This is a genomic window from Caenibius sp. WL (genome assembly GCF_019803445.1).
In the GTDB taxonomy this organism is placed as follows: domain Bacteria; phylum Pseudomonadota; class Alphaproteobacteria; order Sphingomonadales; family Sphingomonadaceae; genus Caenibius.
This window is the reverse complement of record NZ_CP081844.1, coordinates 672,044-696,713: the sequence shown is the minus strand read 5'-3', so window position 1 is coordinate 696,713 and position 24,670 is coordinate 672,044. Positions and strand designations below refer to the sequence as shown.

The 24,670-nt window shown below is 64.7% G+C and carries 24 protein-coding genes; 11 read left to right on the top strand and 13 right to left on the bottom strand.

Annotated features, from left to right (window positions below):
* The first annotated feature begins 1 nt into the window (after window position 1).
* Together K5X80_RS03405 and K5X80_RS03400 are read left to right on the top strand one after the other, a co-directional pair.
* Window positions 2-721 (top strand): endonuclease III domain-containing protein, encoded by a 720-nt coding sequence (locus K5X80_RS03405; protein WP_222559452.1) that lies wholly within the window; start codon window positions 2-4, stop codon window positions 719-721.
* Between the two features lie 21 nt (window positions 722-742).
* Window positions 743-1,384: a glutathione S-transferase family protein gene (locus K5X80_RS03400; protein WP_222559451.1), complete on the top strand. Its 642-nt coding sequence runs from the start codon at window positions 743-745 to the stop codon at window positions 1,382-1,384.
* A gap of 28 nt (window positions 1,385-1,412) precedes the next feature.
* Here K5X80_RS03400 and K5X80_RS03395 read toward each other — a convergent pair whose 3' ends face one another.
* The 5 genes from K5X80_RS03395 to K5X80_RS03375 form a co-directional block, all read right to left on the bottom strand.
* Window positions 1,413-1,988 (bottom strand): DNA-3-methyladenine glycosylase I, encoded by a 576-nt coding sequence (locus tag K5X80_RS03395; protein ID WP_222559450.1) that lies wholly within the window; start codon window positions 1,986-1,988, stop codon window positions 1,413-1,415.
* A gap of 20 nt (window positions 1,989-2,008) precedes the next feature.
* Entirely contained in the window at window positions 2,009-2,563 is a 555-nt protein-coding gene (locus K5X80_RS03390) for a DUF924 family protein (protein ID WP_222559449.1), read from the bottom strand.
* Between the two features lie 3 nt (window positions 2,564-2,566).
* Window positions 2,567-2,977, bottom strand: a complete 411-nt coding sequence (locus K5X80_RS03385; RefSeq protein WP_222559448.1) for a hypothetical protein — start codon at window positions 2,975-2,977, stop codon at window positions 2,567-2,569.
* A gap of 85 nt (window positions 2,978-3,062) precedes the next feature.
* On the bottom strand, window positions 3,063-4,487 hold the full coding sequence (gene tldD, locus K5X80_RS03380) for a metalloprotease TldD (RefSeq protein ID WP_222559447.1): 1,425 nt from the start codon (window positions 4,485-4,487) through the stop codon (window positions 3,063-3,065).
* Window positions 4,488-4,565: 78 nt separating this feature from the next.
* Window positions 4,566-4,820, bottom strand: coding sequence for a zinc-finger domain-containing protein (locus K5X80_RS03375; RefSeq protein ID WP_222559446.1), 255 nt, complete (start codon window positions 4,818-4,820; stop codon window positions 4,566-4,568).
* A 160-nt stretch (window positions 4,821-4,980) separates the two neighbouring features.
* Here K5X80_RS03375 and K5X80_RS03370 point away from each other — a divergent pair, with 160 nt between their 5' ends.
* Window positions 4,981-5,937 carry an ABC transporter ATP-binding protein gene (locus K5X80_RS03370; RefSeq protein WP_222559445.1) on the top strand — a complete coding sequence of 319 codons (957 nt, stop codon included), beginning with the start codon at window positions 4,981-4,983 and terminating at the stop codon, window positions 5,935-5,937.
* A gap of 104 nt (window positions 5,938-6,041) precedes the next feature.
* Window positions 6,042-7,637 carry an L-aspartate oxidase gene (nadB, locus tag K5X80_RS03365; protein ID WP_222559444.1) on the top strand — a complete coding sequence of 532 codons (1,596 nt, stop codon included), beginning with the start codon at window positions 6,042-6,044 and terminating at the stop codon, window positions 7,635-7,637.
* Window positions 7,638-7,665: 28 nt separating this feature from the next.
* Here nadB and K5X80_RS03360 read toward each other — a convergent pair whose 3' ends face one another.
* Window positions 7,666-7,905, bottom strand: a complete 240-nt coding sequence (locus tag K5X80_RS03360) for a GlsB/YeaQ/YmgE family stress response membrane protein (protein ID WP_222559443.1) — start codon at window positions 7,903-7,905, stop codon at window positions 7,666-7,668.
* A 456-nt stretch (window positions 7,906-8,361) separates the two neighbouring features.
* Here K5X80_RS03360 and K5X80_RS03355 point away from each other — a divergent pair, with 456 nt between their 5' ends.
* From K5X80_RS03355 to K5X80_RS03340, 4 genes are all read left to right on the top strand, one after another.
* A complete protein-coding gene (locus tag K5X80_RS03355) occupies window positions 8,362-10,377 on the top strand; it encodes a ribonucleoside-diphosphate reductase subunit alpha (RefSeq protein ID WP_261390615.1) in 2,016 nt (671 codons plus the stop codon).
* 123 nt (window positions 10,378-10,500) lie between these two features.
* Window positions 10,501-11,451, top strand: a complete 951-nt coding sequence (locus K5X80_RS03350) for an alpha/beta hydrolase (RefSeq protein WP_222559442.1) — start codon at window positions 10,501-10,503, stop codon at window positions 11,449-11,451.
* A 435-nt stretch (window positions 11,452-11,886) separates the two neighbouring features.
* Window positions 11,887-12,951: a ribonucleotide-diphosphate reductase subunit beta gene (locus tag K5X80_RS03345; RefSeq protein WP_222559441.1), complete on the top strand. Its 1,065-nt coding sequence runs from the start codon at window positions 11,887-11,889 to the stop codon at window positions 12,949-12,951.
* Between the two features lie 52 nt (window positions 12,952-13,003).
* Window positions 13,004-13,309 carry a DUF1294 domain-containing protein gene (locus tag K5X80_RS03340; protein WP_222559440.1) on the top strand — a complete coding sequence of 102 codons (306 nt, stop codon included), beginning with the start codon at window positions 13,004-13,006 and terminating at the stop codon, window positions 13,307-13,309.
* 16 nt (window positions 13,310-13,325) lie between these two features.
* Here the strand turns inward: K5X80_RS03340 and K5X80_RS03335 are convergent, their stop codons facing one another.
* The 4 genes from K5X80_RS03335 to K5X80_RS03320 form a co-directional block, all read right to left on the bottom strand.
* Window positions 13,326-13,937 (bottom strand): thermonuclease family protein, encoded by a 612-nt coding sequence (locus tag K5X80_RS03335; RefSeq protein ID WP_222559439.1) that lies wholly within the window; start codon window positions 13,935-13,937, stop codon window positions 13,326-13,328.
* Window positions 13,938-14,164: 227 nt separating this feature from the next.
* Window positions 14,165-14,392 (bottom strand): hypothetical protein, encoded by a 228-nt coding sequence (locus K5X80_RS03330; RefSeq protein WP_222559438.1) that lies wholly within the window; start codon window positions 14,390-14,392, stop codon window positions 14,165-14,167.
* Window positions 14,393-14,576: 184 nt separating this feature from the next.
* On the bottom strand, window positions 14,577-14,996 hold the full coding sequence (locus tag K5X80_RS03325) for a DUF4870 family protein (RefSeq protein WP_222559437.1): 420 nt from the start codon (window positions 14,994-14,996) through the stop codon (window positions 14,577-14,579).
* A gap of 101 nt (window positions 14,997-15,097) precedes the next feature.
* On the bottom strand, window positions 15,098-15,538 hold the full coding sequence (locus tag K5X80_RS03320) for a hypothetical protein (RefSeq protein ID WP_222559436.1): 441 nt from the start codon (window positions 15,536-15,538) through the stop codon (window positions 15,098-15,100).
* 703 nt (window positions 15,539-16,241) lie between these two features.
* On the opposite strand from K5X80_RS03320, the gene gyrB reads away from it, so the two are divergent.
* Window positions 16,242-18,770 (top strand): DNA topoisomerase (ATP-hydrolyzing) subunit B, encoded by a 2,529-nt coding sequence (gene gyrB / locus K5X80_RS03315; RefSeq protein ID WP_222559435.1) that lies wholly within the window; start codon window positions 16,242-16,244, stop codon window positions 18,768-18,770.
* A gap of 22 nt (window positions 18,771-18,792) precedes the next feature.
* On the opposite strand, the gene K5X80_RS03310 is transcribed toward gyrB, so the two are convergent.
* Entirely contained in the window at window positions 18,793-19,125 is a 333-nt protein-coding gene (locus K5X80_RS03310; protein WP_222559434.1) for a hypothetical protein, read from the bottom strand.
* A gap of 192 nt (window positions 19,126-19,317) precedes the next feature.
* Here K5X80_RS03310 and K5X80_RS03305 point away from each other — a divergent pair, with 192 nt between their 5' ends.
* Complete coding sequence (locus K5X80_RS03305; protein ID WP_222559433.1) at window positions 19,318-19,764, top strand: PaaI family thioesterase; 447 nt, start codon at window positions 19,318-19,320, stop codon at window positions 19,762-19,764.
* A gap of 34 nt (window positions 19,765-19,798) precedes the next feature.
* On the opposite strand, the gene K5X80_RS03300 is transcribed toward K5X80_RS03305, so the two are convergent.
* Window positions 19,799-20,854: a class I SAM-dependent methyltransferase gene (locus K5X80_RS03300; RefSeq protein ID WP_222559432.1), complete on the bottom strand. Its 1,056-nt coding sequence runs from the start codon at window positions 20,852-20,854 to the stop codon at window positions 19,799-19,801.
* Window positions 20,851-21,681: a prolipoprotein diacylglyceryl transferase gene (gene lgt, locus K5X80_RS03295; protein ID WP_222560363.1), complete on the bottom strand. Its 831-nt coding sequence runs from the start codon at window positions 21,679-21,681 to the stop codon at window positions 20,851-20,853. The genes K5X80_RS03300 and lgt overlap by 4 nt, the downstream gene beginning before the upstream one ends.
* 207 nt (window positions 21,682-21,888) lie before the next feature.
* Here lgt and K5X80_RS03290 point away from each other — a divergent pair, with 207 nt between their 5' ends.
* Entirely contained in the window at window positions 21,889-24,669 is a 2,781-nt protein-coding gene (locus K5X80_RS03290) for a [protein-PII] uridylyltransferase (protein WP_222559431.1), read from the top strand.
* The last annotated feature ends 1 nt before the right edge of the window (window position 24,670 follow it).

Below are 24,670 nucleotides of genomic sequence, written 5' to 3'. Positions count from 1 at the left end.
CATGCAACTGGCCCTTGGCGACGATCCGCGCACGGAGCAGCTCCGCGATATTCAGCGGCGGCTGATCGCCGGTTTCGGGCGCATCATGCGCCCGCCGGAAAAGCGCCGCGATCCCGTGTGGGCGCTGGTGCAGGGGGTGATCGGCGCGCGGACCAAGACCGCCGTTTCCAACGCTTCGACCGACCGCATGCTGGCGCATTACGGATCGTGGGACGCGGTGGCCGATGCGCCGCTCGATGCGCTGACCGCACAGCTCGCCACCGCGACATTCCCCGAATTGATGGCGCAGCGATTGAAAGCCTGTCTCCTCACCATCCGGCAGCAGTGCGGGAGAGTCGATCTGTCGCATCTCGCCGCGATGGACACCGCGCAGGCGATGGCCTGGCTGGAAACGCTGCCCGGCGTGGCGCGCAAGGTTTCGGCTGGGGTGGTCAACACCAGCACGCTCGACCGCAAGGCGATGGTGATCGACACCAACCACCGCCGTGTGCTTCAGCGCATGGGGCTCGTCCCGGCCAAAGCGGACACCGCCCGCGCTTACGAAGCGCTCGATCCGGCATGGCCGCCCGAATGGACGGCGGGCGATTTCGACGAACATCACCTGCTGATGAAACGCGTCGGCCAGACGTTCTGCCGCCCATCGCACCACGATTGCGCCCGCTGCCCCTTGCAGCCGCATTGCCGCACAGGGCAGGCCGGAACAGCCGGGAAACGGCCATGATCCGGCGCACGGAGATATGAGATGGCCGACCTGATTCTCACCACGTTCGATTGGGTGCCGGACATGCCGCGCGGCTATGTCCGCGATTTGCGGGTGCGCTGGGCGCTGGAGGAGGCAGGCCTGCCCTATCGCGTCGAAAGCGTGCCGTTCCGCGGCCGGGACAGCGCGCATTTCACCCACCAGCCGTTCGGCCAGGTGCCATGGCTGACCGATGGCGACATTTCGCTGTTCGAAAGCGGGGCAATTCTCCTCCATCTGGGCGAACGCAGCGATGCGCTGATGCCCCGCGATCCGCGCGGCCGGGCCGAAGTCGTGGAATGGGTCTTCGCCGCGCTCAACTCCGTCGAAATGGCAAGCCTGCCATGGTCGCTCCTCGCCTTTTCCGGATTGAAGGGCGGAACGCCGGAATGGAAAGTGCTGGATGACTTCGTTTCCATCCGGTTACGCCATCTCGAACCGGTATTGGCGGCGCGTGAGTGGCTGGCGGGGGCGTTTTCCATCGCCGATATCCTGATGGCGGACGTGCTGCGCCTTCTCGAACGGTTCGACCGGCTGACGGAGCATCCCGCCTGCCGCGCCTATATCACACGCGCCACTGAACGTCCGGCCTTCATGAAAGCCCATGCCGATCAGATGGCCCATTTCGCGGCGGCAGACCGTTAGAGCGGACCGTGCGCCCGCGCGGCAGTTTCTAGCCCAATGCAGCCACTTCGGCGCGGCGGAAGCATTCGGGGGCGTGGTCGTTGACCATACCCACCGCCTGCATCCAGGCATAAACGATCGTCGGGCCGGTGAATTTGAAACCGCGCCGCTTCAGTTCCTTCGAAATCGCCTGGGAAAGGGGCGTCTGCGCGTGGACACCTTCGCCCTGCAACGGCCTGCCCTCGGTGAAGGACCAGCAAAACGCCGCGAAATCCTCCCCCGCATCGGCCATCGCATTGTAGATCTGCGCGCCGCGAATGGTCGCCTCGATCTTGGCGCGCGAACGCACGATCCCGGCATCGCCGAGCAGCCGTTCGATATCCCGCTCGTCGAATGTGGCCACCGCGCGCGGATCGAACCCGGCGAAAGCGGCGCGGAAATTCTCCCGCTTGGCGAGAATCACTGACCACGCCAGCCCGGCCTGAAAGCCTTCCAGCATCAGCGTTTCCCACAGCATCCGGGAATCGCGCACGGGCACGCCCCATTCCGCATCGTGGTAAGCGCATTCCTGCGCCGTTTTGGTGGACCAGCTACAGCGTGGCCGGTCGTCGGCTCCATTCGTCATCTCTATCCCCCTGTCTGGCTCTACCAGCTATGGCCCGCTTCCATCGCGCGGATTTCCGCTGGCGTGCTGGCTCGCCCCAGCACCGGATTGCGATGCGGGAAACGGCCGAAGCGGGCGATCATGCGATAGTGATCGCGCGCATAGGGCCAGCCGTAACGCGGCCCCAGCATACTGAAGTAAGCGAGCGAATGGCGTTGGTCGGCAATCGTTTCGCTGTGCATCAGCGGCATGGCGATAAATTGCCGCGCCGCCGGGGGGAAACGCAAATCCCATTCACGCCACAGCATGCCGTAGGCGATCTGCCGCGCCAGCGGATCGTAGGCGAACGCTTCGGGCGTGCCGCGATGGATATTGCGCGGCACCTGATCGAACAGCAGGATCGCCGCCCGTGCGGTCAGCGGATCGCTGAGGAAGGCTTGCGCATCGCAGGCGGACAGCATGGCCAGATCGCGCCCGAAACGGGCCTGCAACTGCCTGTCCACCGCCTCACCGCCGCCGAACCAGTCCCGCGGCTTGAGCTTGTGAAACCAGAAGTGAAGCAATTCCGCCGCCCAGCGGCGCGGGGCAGCGGCCATTGCCTAGCCCTTGTTCCGGACTCTGGTGTAAGGCACGAAATCATCCAGCATGATCGCGCCGCCACGCATATGCGTGGACCGGTCCATCGTGTGGACACTGTCCAACCGGCAAAGCTGGCTGGCATTGGTCGGCTTGGTCACGAGGATATCGTCCCGGTCGATCCAGCGCGGGTCTTTCGTCCGGTTGACATAGATCGTGCTGCCCGAACCATAGACCAGCGCGGTGCGGTCGATCACGGTCAGGTCGAGATTGCGCATGTTCGAGATGCACGACACGGGCTGCCCCGGTTCGCGCCCTTCGAGCATCTTGGCGAGCTTGGCTTCGCCCCGTTCCTGCACGCTCTGCCTGGCGCTGAGCGCGCCGCCCGACAGGGCAAGCGAGGAGAGGACGAGAGCAATCAGTATCTTACGCATGGAGCATACTCCCGATTGTGATCGGAAACTGCGCCTTTCCGCCTGAATGGGCGCTGAAAGACACCGTTCCCCATCAATGACGGAATCAACCCGTCCCACCCACAGTCAGCCCTTCGACCAGCAGCGTCGGCTGGCCGACACCGGCGGGCACGCTCTGCCCGCCCTTGCCGCACACGCCCACACCTTCGTCCAGCGCCATATCGTTGCCGATACCGGTCACGCGGGTGAGGACGCTGGGCCCATCGCCGATCAGCGTCGCGCCCTTGATCGGCGCGCCGAGCTTGCCGTTCTCGACCTTGTACGCTTCGGTGCAGGAGAAGACGAACTTGCCCGACACGATATCGACCTGCCCGCCGCCGAAGCTCTTGGCGAAAATGCCGTTCTTGACACGGGCCAGCAATTCGGCCGGATCGTCGTTCCCGGCGCGCATGAAGGTGTTGGTCATGCGCGGCATCGGCGCGTGGGCATAGTCCTGACGGCGGCCGTTGCCGGTGGGGTCCACCCCCATCAGCCGGGCATTCAGCCGGTCCTGCATATAGCCTTTGAGAATGCCGTCCTCAATCAGCACGGTTTCGCCTGTGGGCGTGCCTTCATCGTCGATGGACAGCGAACCGCGCCGCTCGCCGATCGAACCGTCGTCCACCACCGTCACGCCCGGCGCGCCGACGCGTTCGCCGATGCGGCCGGAAAAGGCGCTGGTGCCTTTGCGGTTGAAATCGCCTTCCAGGCCATGTCCAACCGCTTCGTGCAGCAGCACGCCCGGCCAGCCGGGGCCGAGCAGCACGGTCATTTCGCCTGCGGGCGCGGGCACGCTGTCGAGATTGGTCAGCGCCTGGGCCAGCGCGGTGTCGATCGCCCGGTTCCAGTTTTCCGGCTGGAACAGATCGTCATAGAGCCAGCGCCCGCCCATGCCGAAGCTGCCGGTTTCGCGGCGGCCGTCGCGTTCCGCCACAATCCCGACATTGAGCCGCACCAGCGGCCGGATATCCTGCGCAACGAAGCCATCGGCGCGAACGATTTCCACCACGCTCCAGCTGCCCGAAAGCGAAGCGGTGACTTGCGCCACGCGCGGATCGCGGGCGCGCGCGGCGGCGTCGATCGTTTCCAGCAGCCTGACCTTTTCGGCGAAGGGGATCGCGTCCAGCGGGCTGGCATCGGTGTAGAGATGGCGGTTGTTGCGGCGCGGCGGCGGGGCAGGCTGGCCTTTCGCCGGATCGAGCAGTTGCAGCGTTTCGCCCGCGCGCAGGATCGCCTTGGCGCTGATGTCGTTGGCATGGGCGAACCCGGTCATCTCGCCCGAGATACCGCGCAGGCCGAAACCGGAATCGCGCGAATAGTCGGCCGCTTTCAGCCGCCCGTCGTCGAACGTGAAACTTTCGCTGGCGATGAACTGGAGATAGAGTTCCCCATCATCGCATTTGGCCAGCGTTTGCGCGGCGATGGCCTGCGCTTCTTCGGGGGTCAGCTTGCCCTCTGCATAGAGGAACCGGCGCGGATCGTGTGTGCTCATGCCCCCGATATAGGGGCATCGGCGCCCGGGCGAAAGGCGGGAGCGGGCCAGCGCGAAAATCGCGCAGCCCGCCCGCGATCACACTGCGGGCGAAGCGCCTGCCGAAATATCGGGCAAAGCTGCCTGATCGGCGCCATCGGCCGGGCCGCCCTTGAGCACGAAGCGCCGGTCGCAATAGCCGCAATCGACATAGCCATGCTCGTCGATTTCAAGCCAGACGCGGGGATGGCCGAGCGCGGCCGGGCGATAGCCTTCGCCACCGCGGATGCCGGACGCGCCGTCGCAGCTCACGCGGGTGGTTTCGACCAGGATGGTTTCGGGCGGTTCGATCATGCGCGTTCCCCTATCGCGCCCGCCGGGGATTCGCAACGGTCTGGAGCGGACTGGCGGACACCCCCCATCGCGCGGGGCCATCGCGCGGGCTCCATCGCGCGGGCGCGGGAAAGCCTCCCTCTTTACCTTGCCCCGCGAGTAGCCCATGGACCGGCGGATCATGAGCACACCGGCCGCCATCACCATCCGCGATCTCACCAAGACTTACGCCGGGGCAGGCAATGCCCCGCCCAAGCAGGCGCTGCGCGGGGTCAGCTTCGACGTGCCGCAGGGCGAAGTGTTCGGCCTGCTGGGCCCCAATGGCGCAGGCAAATCCACGCTGATCAACATTCTCGCCGGGCTGGTCACCAAGACTTCGGGCACGGTGGACATCTGGGGCCACAATATCGACCGCGATCGCCGCAACGCCAAGGCGAGCATCGGCATCGTGCCGCAGGAAATCGTCTTCGACCCGTTCTTCACCCCGTTCGAAGTGCTGGAAATCCAGGGCGGGATGTACGGCATCGCCAAGGCCCTGCGCCGGTCGGACGAACTGCTGCGCGCCGTCCATCTGGCCGACAAGCGCGATGCCTATGCCCGCAGCCTGTCGGGCGGGATGAAACGCCGCCTGCTGATCGCCAAGGCGATGGTCCATTCACCGCCGATTCTGGTGCTCGACGAACCGACCGCTGGGGTCGACGTGGAACTGCGGCGGCAATTGTGGGAACTGGTGGGCGAACTCAACCGCGAAGGGGTGACCGTGGTGCTGACCACGCATTACCTCGAAGAAGCGGAGGAATTGTGCGACCGGATCGCCATCATCAATCATGGCCAGCTTATCACCAACAAGCCCACGCGCGAACTGGTGGGGATGATGCGCGAGAAAGTGATGGTGCTGACGCTGGATCGCGCAATTGACCGGGCGCCTCACGATCCGGCGTTCCTCAAATCCGTGCTGCGTGACGAACACACGCTGGAAATCACGTTCGACCGCGACCGGACGACCGCGGGCCAGGTGCTCGCTCTCGTTCAGCAACAGGGCTGCACGATCCAGGATGTCACCACCCGGGAGGCCGATCTGGAAGATGTCTTCGTCAAGCTGACCAGCGAGGCAGCGGACGGTGTGGGGCTGGCCTGAACCGGAGGCCTGACAGGCGAAGCCGAACCGTGGGCTGATCGTTTGGCTGCTTGCGGGCGTGGGCCACGACCGGCATAGCGGGCTGAACAAGAGGCAAAAACACGATGGGCCATACCCCGCAAACGGTGCATGATGTTCTGGTAATCGGGTCCGGCGCGGCCGGGCTGACGGCGGCATTGACACTGGCGGAACATGCCAGCGTCCTGGTGCTGGCCAAGGGCGAACTGACATCGGGCTCCACCGCATGGGCGCAGGGCGGGATCGCCGCCGTGCTCGATGCGGGCGACACGTTCGACGAACATATCCGCGATACCATGGTGGCGGGCGCGGGGCTCAACCGGCGCGAAACTGTGGAATTCGTGATCGAACGCGCGCCGCACGCGATCGCACGGCTGGTCGATCTCGGCGTGCCCTTCAACAACGATGGCGCCCATCTCCATCTCACCCGCGAAGGCGGCCATTCGCACCGCCGGATCGTGCATGTGAACGATGCCACCGGCTGGGCGGTGCAGGCCGCCCTGCTCAAGGCGGCTGAAGAACACCCCAATATCACGCTGCTGCCGGGGCGCAGCTGTGTGGACCTGATCACCGGGCGGCACGAGGAACGCTATTCCGGTTCGGGCCGGGTGTGGGGGGTCTATGCGCTCAATGCCGAAACCGGGCATGTGGAGGCGCACACCGCCCGCGCCACGGTGATGGCCAGCGGCGGAGCCGGGCGCTGCTATCTCTTCTCCACCGCCCCGCGCGGCGCAACGGGTGACGGGATCGCCATGGCATGGCGCGCGGGCGCACGGGTTTCCAACATGGAAATGATGCAGTTCCACCCGACCTGCCTCTACAATCTGGAGGTCAAGAATTTCCTCATCACCGAAGCGGTGCGGGGCGAAGGCGGACGGCTGATCAATCCGCGCACCGGCAAACGGTTCATGGAATTCTACGATGCGGAACGGCTGGAGCTGGCCCCGCGCGACGTGGTTGCCCGCGCCATCGATGCGGAGATCAAGCGCTTCGGGCTCGATTACGTCCATCTCGATATCAGCCACATGCCCGCCGATTTCGTGCGGGCGCATTTCCCCAACATCCACGAAAAGCTGCTGGGCCTGGGCATCGACATGACCACGCAGCCGATCCCGGTGGTGCCTGCGCAGCATTACACCTGCGGCGGCATTCTGATCGATCTCAACGGCCGCACCGATCTGCCCGGCCTTTATGCCGCGGGCGAATGCACCGAAAGCGGGCTGCACGGGGCCAATCGCCTGGCATCCAATTCTCTGCTCGAATGCTTCGTCTTCGGCGAAGCCGCCGCGCGCGACATCATCGCCCGGTGGGACAGTTTCGAAGCGCCGCCGCCGGTGCGCCCGTGGGACGAAAGCCGCGTCACCGATTCCGACGAGGAAGTGATCATCAAGCAGAACTGGACCGAAATCCGCCGGTTCATGTGGAACTATGTCGGCATCGTGCGCACCACCAAGCGGCTGGAACGCGCGGCGCACCGGATCAAGATGCTGCAGGAGGAAGTGGGCGACTATTACGGCCATTTCCGCGTCAGCACCGATCTGATCGAACTGCGCAATCTGCTGCAATGCGCCGAACTGATCGTGCGCAGCGCGCTGAAGCGCCACGAAAGCCGCGGCTTGCACTACACGCTGGACTATCCGGGCACCGATCCGCTGCCGGTGGATACGGTGCTGGTGCCTTAAGCGGATTCTTAGCCGCCCCTTTTCGCCGCTACCCCAGAAGCCAGCGGCCGAGAAAAATCAGCGCCAGCGCGCCGAGCAGGGACGACAGGCATCCCGCGCGGTTGAAGCCGCCGCGCCCGCGCGTGATCACGAGATCGGCCAGCAACGAGCCGCCGATGCCCAGCAGGATCGTCTGCACCCAACCCAGATCGACCGTGCCTGGATAGAACCAGCGCGCCAGTGCGCCGACGATCAGTCCCGAGACGACAGCCCCCAGTATATTGAGCACACCGGCCCCCTTTCACACCTGATCCGGCCCTGCGCCTGTGGACGAAACGGCCGTGGACAAAAAAATAATTTCGACTCTTGCGTGCCGCGTGAGTGGAGCTTTGTCCACGCGTCGCGGACTCCGCATGGCATGGCACGGCTGGTATTCCAAGATCGGCTCCCCATTTATCCTCTTGCGCCAGATTCGCTTTAAGGCACTATGGATTGTGGTTCGAATGCCCGGGGGACCCACAAGACCTAGATTCAACCGGAAGTGTGCGAAAGCCACGCGAACGTGCGGATTCGGGACATGGTGGCCCCCTTGGGCAAGCGGAGAGGCAGGACAATCGGGGGATAAGTTTTTCCCTCGTGCGGGCCGGAAACGGTTAGGCTGGGCACTTGCCCGCTGATTCGAACGAATGCGGAACGACGATGGTGCGCCGTCGTTGGTTTTTGTGCGTTGCGGACGGGGGTTTTGATGGATTTCAGGACTGGGGACAGTGTGGCGATGAGCCTGGACACGGATATGGGAAACGATCTGCTCAGCATGGCCAAGGACAGCCCGGCCAACCCGGCCCCGGCGGATGCGCAGGCCGATCAGCTTGCCGCGCAGGCCGGCGCCGCCATGGCGGGCGCATTGGCCGAAGCCGCGAAGGCCGCCAGCGAACCGGTGGACAGCAAGGGCATCAATCCGCGCCGCTTCGCGATCGAAACCGATCCGGCGCGCGATGCGCTGCTGACCGCGTTCGGCAAGGAAACGCTGACCGACCGCTATCTCCTGCCCGGTGAAAGCTATCAGGATCTTTTCGCCCGCGTGGCCGATGCCTATGCCGACGATCAGGATCATGCCCAGCGCCTTTACGATTACATTTCGCGCCTGTGGTTCATGCCTGCCACCCCCGTGCTGTCGAACGGCGGCACCGGGCGCGGGTTGCCGATTTCATGCTATCTGAACTCGGTCGACGACAGCCTCGAAGGCATCGTCAACACCTGGAACGAAAATGTCTGGCTCGCATCGCGCGGCGGCGGCATCGGCACCTATTGGGGCCAGGTGCGCGGCATCGGCGAACCGGTCGGCCTCAACGGCAAGACCAGCGGCATCATCCCCTTCGTGCGGGTGATGGACAGCCTCACGCTCGCCATTTCGCAGGGTTCGCTGCGGCGGGGTTCGGCCGCCTGCTATCTCGACGTGTCGCACCCGGAAATCGAGGAGTTCCTCGAAATCCGCAAACCTTCGGGCGATTTCAACCGCAAGGCGCTCAATCTCCATCATGGCGTGCTGCTGACCGACGAATTCATGGAAGCCGTGCGCAACGGTGCCGAATTCGAATTGAAGAGCCCCAAGGACGGTTCGGTGCGCGGCAAGGTCGATGCCCGTTCGCTGTTCCAGAAGCTGGTGGAAACCCGCCTCGCCACGGGCGAGCCCTATATCGTCTTCTCCGACACCGTGAATCGCACGATGCCCAAGCATCACCGCGATCTGGGGCTGAAGGTTTCCACGTCCAACCTCTGTTCGGAAATCACGCTGCCCACCGGCCGCGACCACCTCGGCAACGATCGCACGGCGGTGTGCTGCCTGTCCTCGCTCAATCTCGAAAACTGGGACCAGTGGCAGGGCGACAAGCAGTTCATCGAGGATGTCATGCGCTTCCTCGACAACGTGCTGCAGGATTATATCGACCGCGCGCCCGATGAAATGGCCCGCGCCAAGTATTCCGCCAGCCGCGAACGCTCCGTCGGGCTCGGCGTGATGGGCTTCCACTCGTTCCTCCAGCTCAAGGGCATCGCTCTCGAAAGCGCAATGGCCAAGGCGTGGAACATGAAGATGTTCAAGCACATCCATGCCAAAGTCGGTGAAGCGTCCATGCTGCTCGCCAACGAGCGCGGCCCCTGCCCCGATGCCGAGGAAATGGGCGTGATGGAACGCTTCTCGTGCAAGATGGCGATCGCGCCGACCGCGTCGATCAGCATCATCTGCGGCGGCACCAGCGCCTGCATCGAACCGATTCCGGCGAACATCTACACGCACAAGACGCTCTCGGGCAGCTTCGTGGTGAAGAACCCCTATCTGGAAAAGCTGCTGGCCGAAAAATCGAAGGATTCCACCAATGTGTGGAATTCGATTCTCGAACGCGGCGGCTCGGTCCAGCATCTCGATTTCCTCAGCCCCGAGGAAAAGGCAGTGTACAAGACCAGCTTCGAGATCGATCAGCGCTGGCTGCTCGAATTCGCGGCCGACCGTGCCCCGTTCATCGATCAGGCGCAGAGCCTCAACCTCTTCATCCCGGCCGATGTCGACAAGTGGGACCTGATGATGCTGCACTTCCAGGCGTGGGAGCGGGGCATCAAATCGCTCTATTACCTGCGCAGCAAATCGGTGCAGCGGGCCGGGTTCGCCGGTGGGGTGGAAGCCGACAACACGGCCGAAGCCGCAAGGTTCGAACTGAGCGCGGGCGAACAGACCGATTACGAGGAATGTCTTTCCTGCCAATAAGCGCACGGCGTGGCCCGCCCGTCCATATACATTTCTTGAAAAGGGCCGGTGACGAACCGGCCCTTTTTCGTTTATGCCCTCCGGAAATTCACAACAGCCATTCACAGCAACAGAGGAATGCCGATGCCCATCGAAATGGTCGATCCCGAACTGCGCGACGCGCTGGCCCAGTTCCCCGATATCGATTTCACCCAGATTCCGCTTGATCTGGTCCGCTCGCAACCGATGATGCCGCCGCTCGAAGCACCGTTCCCGCAACCGGTGGAACGGACGATTCCCGGCATCGATGGCAATCCCGATGTGAAAGTGTTCATCGTCGATCCCACCCCCGGCGCGACCAATCGCCCCGCCGTGCTGCATATTCACGGCGGCGGCTATGTCTTCGGTTCGGCCGAAGGGATGATCGCGGGCGTGCAGGCCGCGGCGATGGCAGCGGGCATCGTGTTCGTTTCGGTCGAATACCGCCTGGCCCCGGAAACCACGTTCGCGGGCAGTGTGGCCGACAACTATGCCGCGCTGGTGTGGCTGGCCGGTGAAGGCGGCAAGGAACTGGGCGTCGATCCGGCGCGCATCGCCGTAGCGGGTGAAAGCGCGGGCGGCGGGCACAGCGCGATGCTGGCGATCACCGCGCGCGATCGCGGTGGCCCGGCCATTGCGTTCCAACTGCTGACTTACCCGATGATCGACGACCGCACCGGATCGAGCCGCGCCGTCGCCGCGCATCTGGGCGAATTCGTCTGGAAAGCGGATCACAACAAGTTCGGCTGGTCGGCGCTGCTGGGCGCGGAACCGGGCGGCGACAGCCTGCCGCAAGGCGCGGTGGTTCCGGCCCGGGTGGAAGATCTGACCGGCCTGCCCCCGGCATGGATCGGCTGCGGCGGGCTCGACCTCTTCATCGAGGAAAACCTCGCTTACGCCAGCCGCCTGATCGCCGCCGGCGTGCCGACCGAAGTCCATGTGGTGCCCGGCGCCTATCACGGGTTCGACGGATTCGCCGCCGCCAGCGGCGCGGGCCAGCGTTTCAGCGCCGCCCGCACCGCCGCGTTGAAACGCGGCCTGGGCGTTGCGGACTGATCCCGCACCGATAGCAGCCAAGGAAAAGGCCCCGCTCCTTGCCAGAGGATCGGGGCCTTTTCCTTATGCACCGGGCCTTCCGAAGCCCGGATACGCACTGCCGGCCATCGCTTTGCCCCCTCGCCGGGCCAGTCTCATGGTTCCATCAAAATTCTCTGGGCCAACCATGAAATGGATGCTTGCATCGGGGGGCGGTTAAGGCCATCACGGACGAACCAATTCCAGCGAGGAAGGGGTAGGGGAGCAAGCGCTTTTCTGCCCCTTTTTGCGAAGTGCGCCAGGGATTGCCGCGGGCCCGCCCCGCCGCCGCGCGCCAGGTCTGGCACAGGCGTTTTGCGCACCTATATTTTTCCCCGGCGAAGACCATTTGTGGATTCACATCACAGGCCGTTTGCGGCTATACTGGCGGTTCGGCCACCTCCACGGAGACACAACATGTCGTTGCTTGAAGCCCGCAAGACCTACAAGCCCTTTGAATATCCGTGGGCTTACGAGTTTTGGAAGCGGCAGCAGCAAGTGCACTGGATGCCGGAAGAAGTGCCGCTGGGCGAAGACTGCCGCGACTGGGCGCAGAAGCTTTCCGATCACGAACGCAATCTGCTGACGCAGATCTTCCGCTTCTTCACGCAGGCGGACGTGGAAGTGCAGGATTGCTACCACGACAAATACGGCCGCGTGTTCAAGCCGACCGAAGTCAAAATGATGCTGGCCGCGTTCTCCAACATGGAGACGATTCACATCGCGGCCTATTCGCATCTGCTCGACACCATCGGCATGCCCGAAAGCGAATACGGCATGTTCCTGGAATATCAGGAAATGCGCGACAAGCACGATTACCTCCAGCAGTTCGGCGTCGATAGCGACGAGGATATCGCCCGCACGCTCGCCATGTTTGGCGGCTTCACCGAAGGGCTGCAGCTTTTCGCCAGCTTCGCCATGCTGATGAACTTCCCGCGCTTCAACAAGATGAAGGGCATGGGCCAGATCGTGAGCTGGTCGGTGCGTGACGAATCGCTGCATTGCGAAGGAATCACCCGCCTGTTCCACGCGTTCACGAAAGAACGCGACTGCCTGACCAAGGCGGTGAAGGAAGACATCATCGACTGCTGCCAGAAGACGGTGCGGCTGGAAGACGCCTTCATCGACCTCGCCTTCGAAGCGGGCCCGGTGCCGGGGATGACGGCGAAGGAAATCAAGAAGTACATCCGCTTCATCGCGGACTGGCGTCTCGGCCAGCTCGGGTTCCAGCCGATCTACATGATCGAGGAACACCCCCTGCCCTGGCTCGCTCCCCTGCTCAACGGGGTGGAGCACGCCAACTTCTTCGAAACCCGCGCCACCGAATATTCCAAAGCCGCGACGCGCGGCAACTGGAACGATGTCTGGGCCAATTTCGACCAGCGCCGCAACGCCCGCGCCGCCAACGAACCCGGCGTGCCAGAAGAAGGCGGCGAACCGGATATGTTCGGCGATGTCAGCAAAGGCGTGGCGGCGGAGTAACTCTCCGGCCGCGCACTTGCCTGCCCGATCTCCAACGCCCGAAACGCATCCGATGGATGACTTTCCGGCGTTGGCGGCACCGTTCACCATCTGTTGCTGTCTTCTCGCCATCAATCTGGCGGCCTTCATCGCGTTCGGGATCGACAAGCGGCTGGCCGAAGCGCAGCGGAAGCGCATTGCCGAATCCACTCTGCTGACATGGGCTTTGATCGGGGGAACGCCCGGAGCTTATGCCGCGCGCCATCTGTTTCGTCACAAAACGCGCAAGCAACCGTTTTGCCGCAATCTGCACACCATTGCGGCGCTGCAGGCGCTCGCCTTTGGTGCAGTGATCTGGTGGTTCGGGTTCAAATCCTGAAGCCGCCCGGCAGCCGTCAGCACCACCCGCCGCGATAGCCGCCGAGATAGCTACGCGCGCCGCCTTCGGCCTGCATGAAAGCAGCCAGGCGGTCCTCGCTACCGTCCGCCGCCACGCGCTTCACGATGCGCAAGTCGCGACCGTAGCGGTCGGTCGGCTCGTCGAGGCGGGCCGTCATCTGGAACGGGCCGCGATTGAGCCAGGCTTGCAGCGCGGCGGTGGAGCGTTCGGCCTGCGCCGCTTCGGCCGGGCAACGTGCCTTGATTTCGGCGGTGTCGATCCCGACCACGCGCACTTTGCGTTCGCCCAGCTTGAACGTGTCGCCGTCGATCACGCAATAGGTCCCGCGCCCCGGCCCGCAACGGGTGAACGCCCCGGCGACCGGCTCCGGCTCGGTCTGGAGGAACGCGGGCGGTTCGAACGCGGCGCCATCGCCAAGGACGGTGCCCAGCGTCAGCATCACGATCAGCAGAACGATCGGTCGCGCATCGGCCAAAGTCTGCCGCCATGTCCGCTTGCGCGGATAGGATCGGCGCATCACGCGTGAGGGCGCGCGCGAAGGGTAGCGCGATGCCCACCCCCCGCTGCGCTGCCGCCGTCGCGGATCGAAATCTATCCGTTTGCTCATGCCCCCCACTATCAAACGAATGTACCGCCCGACATACCGCGCGGGGCGGCGGGGGCGGTTCGTCCACATCCGCGGGGAATGAGGCTAAGAAGTGCCCCTGCTGTCATCTTCCGAAAAAAGGCCGGGGCGAGCCCGGCCTGAAGTGCGGATCAAGGAGCAAGGGATACTCCCCGAACAGGAGGTAAGAGGGCGGCGCCGGAGGAGCTTCGGCGCCGCGCCCCTAAGGCTTAGGGCTGCTTGGCGCCCGCGCCGGATGCGGAGGTGTCTGCGCTCGGCTCCGCCGCTGTATCGGCGGCGGTGTTGTCGGCAGTGCCCGGGGCCTGGGTTCCGGCGGTGCCGGTTGCCGTATCGGCGGGCGGCGGCGGGGCCCCTGCCGTATCCTGTGCGGCAAGCGTGCCTGCACTCAGCGCCAGCATGGCCGCGGCACCCATGGCCGGGATTGCAAATTTTCGCATCGGTCATCCTCTTGAAGTCGTTGGGGGGAAGGCCTCCCTAACGGCCAAAAGGCACGGATGCGCCCCCTGCTGCGACCGGGTGGGCACGCGGCGGGGCAAGCCACGGCCGGCGTGGCAGAGGAGCGATGAACCGATGACAAGCACCCGGGCGACTGTCCCGCAGCGCCCCGGTGCGGGCCGGAAATCAGATCAGCCAGGTGCCCGGATCGGGCATCGGCTGGCGCTTCTGCGCGTTGACGAGGCTCATCACGCTGCGCACCAGCACCCAGACGCCAACAGCTACGGCGAGCAGGAAACCGATCAGGACCAGCATCAGCACCATGCTGACCACGATCCCCAGCAGGCCGATCCAGAAGGTCCGAATCAGATAGGTGTAGTGGCTATCTTCCCAGTCCTCGTGCGGCTCCCCTTTCCAGACATAGGCCAGCACCAGCCCGATCAACCCGGTGACGCCGAGCACACAGGCGGCGAGATAGAGCAGGCTGATAATGGTCGGCCGGTTGAAATCGAAACTGGCCCCTGTCGCGGCCGGGGGCGGCGTGTTCTGGCGGACGGGTTCGCCCTGCGGCGGGATCGGGCGGCCCTGATCGTCAAACTCTGCCATGCGATATGCCTTTCTACACCCAAGAGAAACGCAGCCTAACCCATGGACGGGCAGGGTGAAAGCCTTTCGCGCAGGACGCACCCACCCATGGCACGCGCCGGTCAGTAAGCGGTGGTAACGCTGCCGATTTCGGCGATGGTCCGGCCTTCGCACCCGACGATGACCGCGCGATACTGCGTCTGGGCAGGCGCGATCTCGCCGCGCACCTTCTGCCAGCCGCCCGGCCCGGCACCCGGCTCCACCACCAGTGCGAACCGCTGGCCCGGCGGCATCATACGATCGGTCGGCCCGGCCTGCAGCGCAGCCCGGCGGCCCGGCGGCAGAGCAACTTCGCCTTCGACGATCAGTCGCGGCCCGTTGCCGGGCCCTGGCATCGCATCGACCCAGGCGACCCAGTTGCGGGTTTGCGGACAAGCGGGCACGGGCTCCTCCTCGATCGGGGCGGGCATCGGCGCGCACGCGGCCAGCGGCACCATTGCCCCGGCGGCGGCCAGCGCCAGAATGCGGGTGGGCGTCATGCGGGCGAACAGGCGCATCGGCATCGGCAACCTCCTTGCATGGGGCCGCCCGGCACAGGCCGCGTTTACCCCGGCCACGATTCTATCCCAGGCTTGCCCAGCTGGCCATGCCGTTTCGGATGGCAAACTGCCATGCCATCTCCATGATACAGGCATCCGTTTCAGGCGCCCCGCGCGAAGGGCGGCCCGTCGCAATCGCGCAGACAATGCCGCAACGCGGAATATATTGCATCGCACCACACGCAATCTCGCCCTGGCCTCTTCAAGAATTATGCAATTTATATATTTCTTACATATACTTGAATGGTTAGTTGCAAAACCCGCAACACAAGACGACTTTTTTGCGATTGCGAAATAACCTCCGTCCGCCCAATTGGCGTCCAGCACTTCGGGGCACCCCGCACCGAAGGTCTGACGGAGAATATCATGCGCCATCTCGCTTCGTTCGTCCTGCCCATCCTCGTGGCGGCTTCGACCAGCGGCGTGCTCTTCACTGCCACGCTCATCTGAGCAGGATTGCAACTTAATCCAGGCAGGAACCATGCCCAAACCCAACGGCTGACGGCCGTTCTTCCATCTGGAAAGAACGGCCGTTTCGCTATCCGGGGACCGGGCCGCGGTTTTCCGCCCGCACCGATCGCATTTTCGGCCCGTCCACGCGCATTTTGGCTGTGGATGGCAGGTGACAAAGCTTTCTAAACAGCGCCGGACTCCCTATATCATCGATATGGCAGAGACATCCGAGAACGCCGGCGAAAACCCCGGCATCAACACCAACGGCTATGGCGCGGAATCGATCAAGGTCCTCAAAGGCCTCGATGCCGTGCGCAAGCGCCCCGGCATGTACATCGGCGACACCGACGATGGTTCGGGCCTGCACCACATGGTGTTCGAAGTGTCCGACAACGCGATTGACGAAGCGCTGGCCGGGCATTGCGATCTCGTTCTGATCGAACTCAATCCCGATGGGTCCGTCTCGGTCGAGGATAACGGGCGCGGCATTCCCACCGGCATCCACCCGGAAGAAGGCGTTTCCGCGGCCGAAGTGATCATGACCCAGCTCCACGCGGGCGGGAAGTTCGAGAACACGTCCGACGACAACGCCTACAAGGTCTCGGGCGGCCTGCACGGCGTGGGCGTCTCGGTGGTGAACGCGCTGTCCGAATGGCTGGAACTGACCATCTGGCGCGATGGGGAAGAACACTGGATGCGCTTCCGCCATGGCGACGCCGAAGCCCCGCTCAAAGTCGTGGGCAATGGCCCGGCGGGCAAGAAGGGCACCCGCGTCACCTTCCTTGCCAGCACCGACACGTTCAAGAACGTCACCGAATTCGATTTCGAGAAGCTGGAACATCGCTACCGCGAACTGGCGTTCCTCAACTCGGGCGTACGCATCCTCCTGCGTGACAAGCGCGGGGAGGAAGTGAAGGAACACGACCTGTTCTACGAAGGCGGGATCGCCGCTTTCGTCCAGTACCTCGACCGCAACAAGCAGCCGTTGCTACCCGAACCTATCGCGATCAGTTCTGAACGGGACGGGATCGGCATCGAAGTGGCGCTGGAATGGAACGATTCCTACTACGAAAACGTGCTGTGCTTCACCAACAACATCCCGCAGCGCGATGGCGGCACGCATCTGGCCGCGTTCCGTGCCGCGCTGACCCGCACGCTGAACGGCTATGCCGAGAAGTCCGGCCTGCTCAAGAAAGAGAAGGTCAATCTCACCGGCGATGACATGCGCGAAGGGTTGACCGCGATCGTTTCGGTCAAACTGCCCGATCCCAAATTTTCCAGCCAGACGAAAGATAAGCTGGTTTCTTCCGAAGTGCGCCAGCCGCTGGAAAGCCTGATGGCCGACCGGCTGAGCGACTGGCTGGAAGAAAATCCCGCCAATGCCAAGGCGGTGGTCGGCAAGATCATCGATGCCGCCGCCGCGCGCGAAGCGGCCCGCCGCGCCCGCGAACTGACCCGCCGCAAGGGGGTGATGGATATCGCCTCGCTCCCCGGCAAGCTGGCCGATTGCCAGGAACGCGATCCGGCCAAGTCCGAACTGTTCCTGGTCGAAGGCGATTCCGCCGGCGGCTCCGCCAAGCAGGGGCGCGACCGGCATTTCCAGGCGATCCTGCCGCTCAAGGGCAAGATTCTCAATGTCGAGCGCGCCCGGTTCGACCGGATCATCGGCTCCAAGGAGGTCGGCACGCTGATCCAGGCAATGGGCACCGGCATCCGCGACGAGTTCAATCTCGAAAAGTTGCGCTACCACAAGATCGTCATCATGACCGACGCCGACGTGGACGGCGCGCATATCCGCACGCTGCTGCTGACGTTCTTCCACCGGCAGATGCCGGATATCATCAAGGCCGGGCACCTGTTCATCGCTCAGCCGCCGCTTTACAAGGTCGCCAAAGGCCGCAGCGAAGTCTATCTGAAAGACAACGCCGCGCTCGACCGCTATCTCGTGGAAGCGGGCCTCAACGGCCGTGTGCTGGAAAGCGCCAGCGGCGCCCGGGCAGGCGCCGAACTGAACGGGCTGGTGGACCATGCAATGCGCGTGCGCAGCCTGATGGGCTTCATCCCGCGCCGCTACAATCCCGAAATCATCGAAGTGCTGGCGCTTGCCGGCGGGCTCGATCCGGATCTCACGCCCGAAGCGCGGCAGGCCGCGCTGATCCGTACGGCGCAGCATCTCGAAATGAGCGACCGCGAAGCGAAATGGACGGCGATGCTGGGCGAAGACGGCACGATCCGCATCGAACGTCTGTGGCGCGGCGTGGTCGATCACCATGCGATCGAAGCCAGCTTCATCACCAGCGCGGAAGCCCGCAAGCTGGCCCGGCTCGCCGGGGAACAGGCCGATGTCTATGCCACGCCCGCCTATCTGGTGCGCGGCGGCGGCGCCGAAGAAGCGCCCGAACCGGACGCCACGGCCGAGGATGACGGCGAAAGCGCGGTCCCCATCGCCCGGCCGGTGGCCAACGACGGCGCGATCACCCGGCCGAGCGCGCTGCTGGATGCGGTGCTTGCCAACGGCCGCAAGGGGCTGTCGATTTCCCGCTACAAGGGCCTTGGCGAAATGAACGCGGAGCAATTGTGGGAAACCACGCTTGATCCCGAAAATCGCGTGCTCCTGCAGGTCAAAGTCGAAGACGCCGACGTGACCGACGAAATCTTCACCCGCCTGATGGGCGACGTGGTCGAACCGCGCCGCGATTTCATTCAGGAAAACGCGCTCAACGTCGCCAATCTCGACGTTTGAGAGCCGCTGCGCGGGCCGCCTGTCAGTCGCGGCCCCGCATGCGCATCCGGGCGATGGCGACATCGGCTGGCGTCGGCCCGTTTTCGGCCTGTTCGAGCAGCCTTTCGCGTATGCGATCCTGCCGCCGCGCCTGCCGTTTCGCATCGGCGGCGCAAATGAACCACGGCGCCCACGATCGCCGGGCGGGCCTGGCTTGCCGAAGCGCGGCGGTGAACACATCCTCGGCCACAGCGCGCAGATCGACCCGCCCGTGAATCACCACATCCTCCATACCCGTGGCCCCATCGACCAGCCCCCGGGTCTGATGCCGTGCGATGCTTCCCGCGATGATCCGTGCCAGTTCGTCCGAGCTCATGCGGCGCAGCCTTTCCTTCGTTGTTCCGGGCGGCCCTACACCAGTGCCGCCGGGGCCGACAGGCGGAAACCATCATCGTGCACCGCCGCTTTACAGCCAATGCCTCTTGCCATGGCGAAGGAAAGCCTCTTGAGCGGTCATCGGGCGCCCGCAATGCGCGCGCGCGCCCGGATTTAACCAAGGATCGCACCAGTGGCTGATTTCGCAGATACCCCGAACCCCGCCAGCGAATGGGCGGGCTGGTCCGTGTCCGAAGGCGATCCGTTCAACGATCATGCCGGGCCGTTCTATCATCGCACCGATGCGCATGGGGCTCCGGTCTGCGGGATGCGGGTCGCCCCGCAGCATCTCAACGGCGGCGGCGGGCTGCACGGCGGGGCATTGGCGACATTCGCCGATTTCAGCCTGTTCGTCTTTGCCGGGCTGACCGGCGATGCCGCCGCGGTGACCATTTCCCTGACCTGCGATTATGTCGGCCCGGCCGCACTGGGGGATCGGCTGGAATGCCGGGGGGATATCGTGCGCCAGACCCGATCGATGATTTTCCTGCGCGGCACGATCACGCGCGGGGATGCGCCTGTCATGGCCTTTTCCGGCATTCTCAAGAAGCTCCGGCCCAGGAACACCGGCGCCGCATAAACGCCTACCCGGTCCCTTTTTCAACAGGCTCCTGTCAGAAGCCCGCCCCATCAGGCCATGTCGGGCTGGCCAGACCCATGACTTTGAACAGGCGCCCCATCTGGGCCGGTTCCACCAGCCTGTCCCGGGCCGAGCGGATCAGATCGGCGTGTTCGGGCGCGGAACGGCATAGCGCCTGCGCGCGGGCATCGATCCCCATCGCCTGCAACCATGCCCCCTGCTCCACCGTGCCCAGCCAGCGCGCGCCGTGTGATGCGGCCACTTGCGCCAGAGTTTCGAAATCGACCAGCGCGGTGAGATCGGCCGTACCCGGATCGGTGAACGGATCGACTTTGCGATGCGCCTGCACGGCCTGCAAAGTCGATCCGTACTGCACCCGGTCATAGCCATAATCGATGAACAGCGCCGCCCCGCCCTGCACGGTGAGCCGTCCGGCCACTTCGTGCAATGTGGCCGCCGCGCCGGGGCAGCTTTCGATAATCGCCCCTTCGGGTGCGGTGCGCCGTTCCGCCGGGATCGCCGCATCCATCGGCCGCCCCCCGGCGATGGGCACGAAACGGTCCTCGTCCAGCCCGACCATCCGTTCGCGCCAGCCCTGGGCCGTCAGCACCGACTGGCGCACAGGCAAGGCATCGAGGAATTCGTTGGCGATCAGCAGCATCGCGCCGTTGGCGGGCACCGTGGAAAGATCGTCATGCCAGATCGCGCCGGGCACCGCCCCGGCCTGCACCGCGCGCAGGACGGGCGAGCCTTCGACCAGATGCACCTGCGGCGCGAAACCGAAACGCTTCGCCGCGCGCAACGCATCGCGTGCCAGCGTGCCGCGCCCGGGACCCAGTTCGACATAATGCACCGCATCGGGCTGGCCCGCGCGCAGCCAGATATCCGCCATCCACAGCCCGATCAGTTCGCCGAACATCTGGCTGATTTCGGGTGCGGTGACGAAATCGCCCGCCGCCCCCAGCGGATCGCGCGAGGCATAATAGCGGGCGTTCGCTTCGCCCATGTAATGCATCACGCTGATCGGGCCGGTGTTGGCGATCAACCGCCGGAAAGCTGCCGCGAGCGAGCCGCCTTGCGCATCGGTCATGCCGGTTCAGCGCTGTCCTTGTAGCTGGCCGTGGCGCCCAGCGCCGGGCGCGTCAGCGCCCGGGCAAGCACGATCAGGCCAAGGACGACTAGCGGCAGGCTCAGCCACTGCCCCATCGACAGCCCGGTGCGCAGCGCGAATTCGGACAGTTGCGCATCGGGTTCGCGGAAGAATTCCACGGTGAAGCGGCCGATGCCGATCCCGGCAGTGAACACGCCGACGAGGAAACCGGGCCGCCAGCGCGCGCGCGTCTTCCAGAACAGCAGCAGCAGGATCACCATCAGCAATGCGCCTTCCAGCGCCGCTTCGTAAAGTTGCGACGGGTGGCGCGGCAGCGGCCCCGCGCCAGGGAACACCATCGCCCAGGGCACATCGCTCGGACGGCCCCAGAGTTCGCCGTTGATGAAATTGGCGATCCGCCCGAACAGCATGCCGAACGGCACGTTGACCGCAATGTAATCGGCCACGCGCAGGAAATTGAGCCCGCCGCGCCAACTAACCCAGACCATCGCCAGCAGGACGCCGATCAGTCCGCCGTGGAAGCTCATCCCGCCTTCCCACAGCTTGAGCAGGTTCATCGGATTGGCCCACAGTTCGGGCTGGTAGAACGTGGCGTAGCCCAGCCGTCCGCCGGCGATGATGCCCAGCGTGCAGTAGAAGAACAGATCATCGACATGGCGCTGCGCCATCGGCGCGCCGGGGGCCTTGATCATCCGGCTGAGATGCCAGTAGCCCAGCAGGATACCCGCGAGATAAGCCAGCGAGTAGAACCGCAAAGTGAAGAAACCGAGATCGATCCCGGGGCGCAGCCCGAGATCTTCCCACATCAGCGGTGCATGGTGCGCGGCGTCGGCCAATAGTGACAGCAAGCGGGGAACCCCCTAGAGCGTGAATCCTGTGCGACAGCTATTGGCATAGGCTGGCAGCGGGAGAAAGCCCATTCCCAGTGCGTTGCGACGACTAACGGACGATCCTATCTTGGTGAATATGGCCCGGCGCCTTCATTCGCATCGGGTCTTTGGCAAGGAACCGGCGTGAGCATCCTGCGGATTCCCAATCAGCGCGCGGTGATCGACCGCCGCACTCTGAGCGAAGCCATCGCCGAAATCGTGGCTGCCGACGATGGCCCGGTGCGCCCTCGCGTGCTGGCCGTGCTGCGCGAAACGCTGGCCCGGGGGCGGGAGGAAGTTTCCCGGCGGCTGGCGGCCAAGCCCACCAACGGCCACGATTGCGCCGAAGCGCAGGCTTTCCTGATCGATCAACTGGTGCGGGTGATTCACGATCACGTGGTGCGCGATGTCTATCCCACCGCCAACCGCTCCACCGGTGAACGGCTGGCGCTCATGGCCGTGGGCGGATACGGGCGCGGCGAAATGGCGCCGCATTCAGATGTCGACATCGCTTTCCTCACACCGGGCAAGCAGACCGCATGGTGCGAACAGGTGATCGAGGCGATCCTCTATTTCCTGTGGGATCTGGGGCTGACAGTGGGCCATTCCAGCCGCTCGCTCGACGATATGGTGCGGCTGGCCAAAGCCGATCTCACGATCCGCACGGCCATGCTCGAAGGGCGCTATGTCTGGGGCGATCTGCCGCTCTACGAGGAAGCGAGCAAGCGCTTCTTCGCCGAAGTGGTGCCGGGCACCGAACGGCAGTTCGTCGTCGAAAAGCTGGCCGAGCGCGACGCGCGGCACAAGCGGCTGGGCGACAGCCGCTATGTCGTCGAACCCAATGTCAAGGAAGGCAAGGGGGGCCTGCGCGATCTGCACACGCTCTACTGGATCGGCAAATATATCCACAAGGTCCGCACGCCCGCCGAACTGGTCGATGTAGGGCTGCTGACGCGGCATGAATACCGCGCTTTCCGCCGGGCGGAAAACTTCTTCTGGGCGGTGCGCTGCCACCTGCACACGATCACCGGGCGCGAGGAAGACCGGCTGACTTTCGATCTCCAGCGCGAAGTCGCCCGGCGGATGAATTTCGCCGACCGGCCAGGCAAAAGCGCGGTCGAACGGTTCATGCAGTTCTTCTTCCTTCAGGCCAAGCGCGTCGGCAATCTCACCGCCATGTTCCTCGCCCAGTTGGACGAACAGTTCACCGCCAAGACCCCGCGCGGCATTCTGGCGGGCTTCCGCGCCCGCGCCCGCAAGCTAAAAGGCTACACCGTTTTCGGCGGCAAGCTGCGCGCGCCCTCGGACGACTGGTTCACAGCCGATCCGGTGCGCCTGATCGAAATCTTCGCCATCGCCGAGACGGAAGGGCTGGGAATCCACGCCGAAACCATGCGCATGGCCACGCGCGACGTGAAGTTGATCGACGCCCGGGTGCGGCGCGATCCGCGCGCCAACGCCTTCTTCCTCGACGTGCTGACCGGGCGCAACGACCCTGAAACGGTGCTGCGGTGGATGAACGAAGCCGAGGTGCTCGGCCGTTTCATTCCCGATTTCGGCCGCGTCAACGCGCAGATGCAGTTCGACATGTACCACCATTACACCGTGGACGAGCACACCATCCGCGCGATCGGGCTGCTTTCACGGATCGAGCGGGGCGAACTGCGCGAGGACCACCCGCTGGCCTGCGACATGATTCACAAGGTTGTGTCGCGCCGGGTGACCTATGTCGCCGTGCTGCTGCACGATATCGCCAAGGGCCGCGGCGGGGACCATTCGGTGCTGGGCGCCGAAGTCGCCGACCGCCTGTGCCCCCGCTTCGGCCTGAGCGAGGACGAAACCGAGCTGGCAAGCTGGCTGGTGCGCCATCACCTGCTGATGAGCGCCACCGCGTTCAAGCGCGATCTTGCCGATCCCAAGACGATCACCGATTTCGTCGGACAGATTCAGGGGCTCGACCGGTTGCGCCAGTTGATGCTGCTGACGGTGGTCGATATCCGCGCGGTCGGCCCCGGCACCTGGAACAGCTGGAAACGCCAGTTGATCGGCGATCTCTACCAGCTGGCCCAGGAACAGCTACGGCTGGGCCACAAGCAGTTCGGCCGCCGCGAACGGGTTGAAGCGAAGAAAGCCGCTGTCGGCGCGCTGGTGGAAGACGGGGCGGAACTGGCCGCAAGCGTCGGCCCGCTGCTGGGCGATGCTTACTGGATCGCGGAACCGGAAGATATCATCGCGCTGAACCTGCGGCAGTTCCACGCGGCGCAGGAAGCGGACGATACGCTTTCGATCCATTGCGAATACTACCCGGCGCGCGGGGCCACGCTCGTCACCGTCATTTCGCCCGACCATGCCGGGCTGTTCTACCGCATCGCCGGGGGCATCCACCTGGCCGGGGGCAATATCATCGACGCCCGCATCCACACCGCCCGCAACGGCAAGGCGGTGGACAATTTTCTGGTGCAGGACCCGCTCGGCCGCCCGTTCATGGAAGAAGACCAGCTTGCCCGGCTGACCAGATCGATCGCCGATGCGCTGGCCAACCGGGTGGAACTGGTGCCGCAACTGGCCAAGCGCCCTTCACCGCGCATCCGTTCCGAAGCGTTCAGCGTGCGGCCGCGGGTGCTGTTCGACAACAAGGCTTCGAACCGCTTCACCGTGGTCGAAGTCAACGCGCGCGACCGGCCCGCCCTGCTCAACCGCCTGGCCCGGGCCCTGTTCGAAGCGCAACTGGTGGTGCATTCCGCCCATATCGCCACTTATGGCGAGCGCGCCGCCGACACGTTCTACGTCACCGACCTGTTCGGCCACAAAGTCGACCGCGCAGACCGCCTGCGGACAGTGGAGGAAAAGCTGCTGGCCGCCGCCAACGCGGTGGAGCAACCGGCGGATGGCGCGAACGCCGGGGTGGTCGAAATCGCGATCTGAG

Coding starts and splice junctions, on each gene's coding strand:
- K5X80_RS03330 (WP_222559438.1), bottom strand. CDS start 14,392: ATGCGAAAATTTGCAATCCCGGCCATGGGTGCCGCGGCCATGCTGGCG.
- lgt (WP_222560363.1), bottom strand. CDS start 21,681: ATGTGGGAAGATCTCGGGCTGCGCCCCGGGATCGATCTCGGTTTCTTC.
- K5X80_RS03320 (WP_222559436.1), bottom strand. CDS start 15,538: ATGCCGATGCGCCTGTTCGCCCGCATGACGCCCACCCGCATTCTGGCG.
- K5X80_RS03355 (WP_261390615.1), top strand. CDS start 8,362: ATGGATTTCAGGACTGGGGACAGTGTGGCGATGAGCCTGGACACGGAT.
- nadB (WP_222559444.1), top strand. CDS start 6,042: ATGGGCCATACCCCGCAAACGGTGCATGATGTTCTGGTAATCGGGTCC.
- K5X80_RS03340 (WP_222559440.1), top strand. CDS start 13,004: ATGGATGACTTTCCGGCGTTGGCGGCACCGTTCACCATCTGTTGCTGT.
- K5X80_RS03385 (WP_222559448.1), bottom strand. CDS start 2,977: ATGCGTAAGATACTGATTGCTCTCGTCCTCTCCTCGCTTGCCCTGTCG.
- K5X80_RS03350 (WP_222559442.1), top strand. CDS start 10,501: ATGCCCATCGAAATGGTCGATCCCGAACTGCGCGACGCGCTGGCCCAG.
- K5X80_RS03335 (WP_222559439.1), bottom strand. CDS start 13,937: ATGAGCAAACGGATAGATTTCGATCCGCGACGGCGGCAGCGCAGCGGG.
- K5X80_RS03370 (WP_222559445.1), top strand. CDS start 4,981: ATGAGCACACCGGCCGCCATCACCATCCGCGATCTCACCAAGACTTAC.
- K5X80_RS03400 (WP_222559451.1), top strand. CDS start 743: ATGGCCGACCTGATTCTCACCACGTTCGATTGGGTGCCGGACATGCCG.
- K5X80_RS03390 (WP_222559449.1), bottom strand. CDS start 2,563: ATGGCCGCTGCCCCGCGCCGCTGGGCGGCGGAATTGCTTCACTTCTGG.
- gyrB (WP_222559435.1), top strand. CDS start 16,242: ATGGCAGAGACATCCGAGAACGCCGGCGAAAACCCCGGCATCAACACC.
- K5X80_RS03310 (WP_222559434.1), bottom strand. CDS start 19,125: ATGAGCTCGGACGAACTGGCACGGATCATCGCGGGAAGCATCGCACGG.
- K5X80_RS03300 (WP_222559432.1), bottom strand. CDS start 20,854: ATGACCGATGCGCAAGGCGGCTCGCTCGCGGCAGCTTTCCGGCGGTTG.
- K5X80_RS03375 (WP_222559446.1), bottom strand. CDS start 4,820: ATGATCGAACCGCCCGAAACCATCCTGGTCGAAACCACCCGCGTGAGC.
- K5X80_RS03345 (WP_222559441.1), top strand. CDS start 11,887: ATGTCGTTGCTTGAAGCCCGCAAGACCTACAAGCCCTTTGAATATCCG.
- K5X80_RS03395 (WP_222559450.1), bottom strand. CDS start 1,988: ATGACGAATGGAGCCGACGACCGGCCACGCTGTAGCTGGTCCACCAAA.
- K5X80_RS03325 (WP_222559437.1), bottom strand. CDS start 14,996: ATGGCAGAGTTTGACGATCAGGGCCGCCCGATCCCGCCGCAGGGCGAA.
- tldD (WP_222559447.1), bottom strand. CDS start 4,487: ATGAGCACACACGATCCGCGCCGGTTCCTCTATGCAGAGGGCAAGCTG.
- K5X80_RS03405 (WP_222559452.1), top strand. CDS start 2: ATGCAACTGGCCCTTGGCGACGATCCGCGCACGGAGCAGCTCCGCGAT.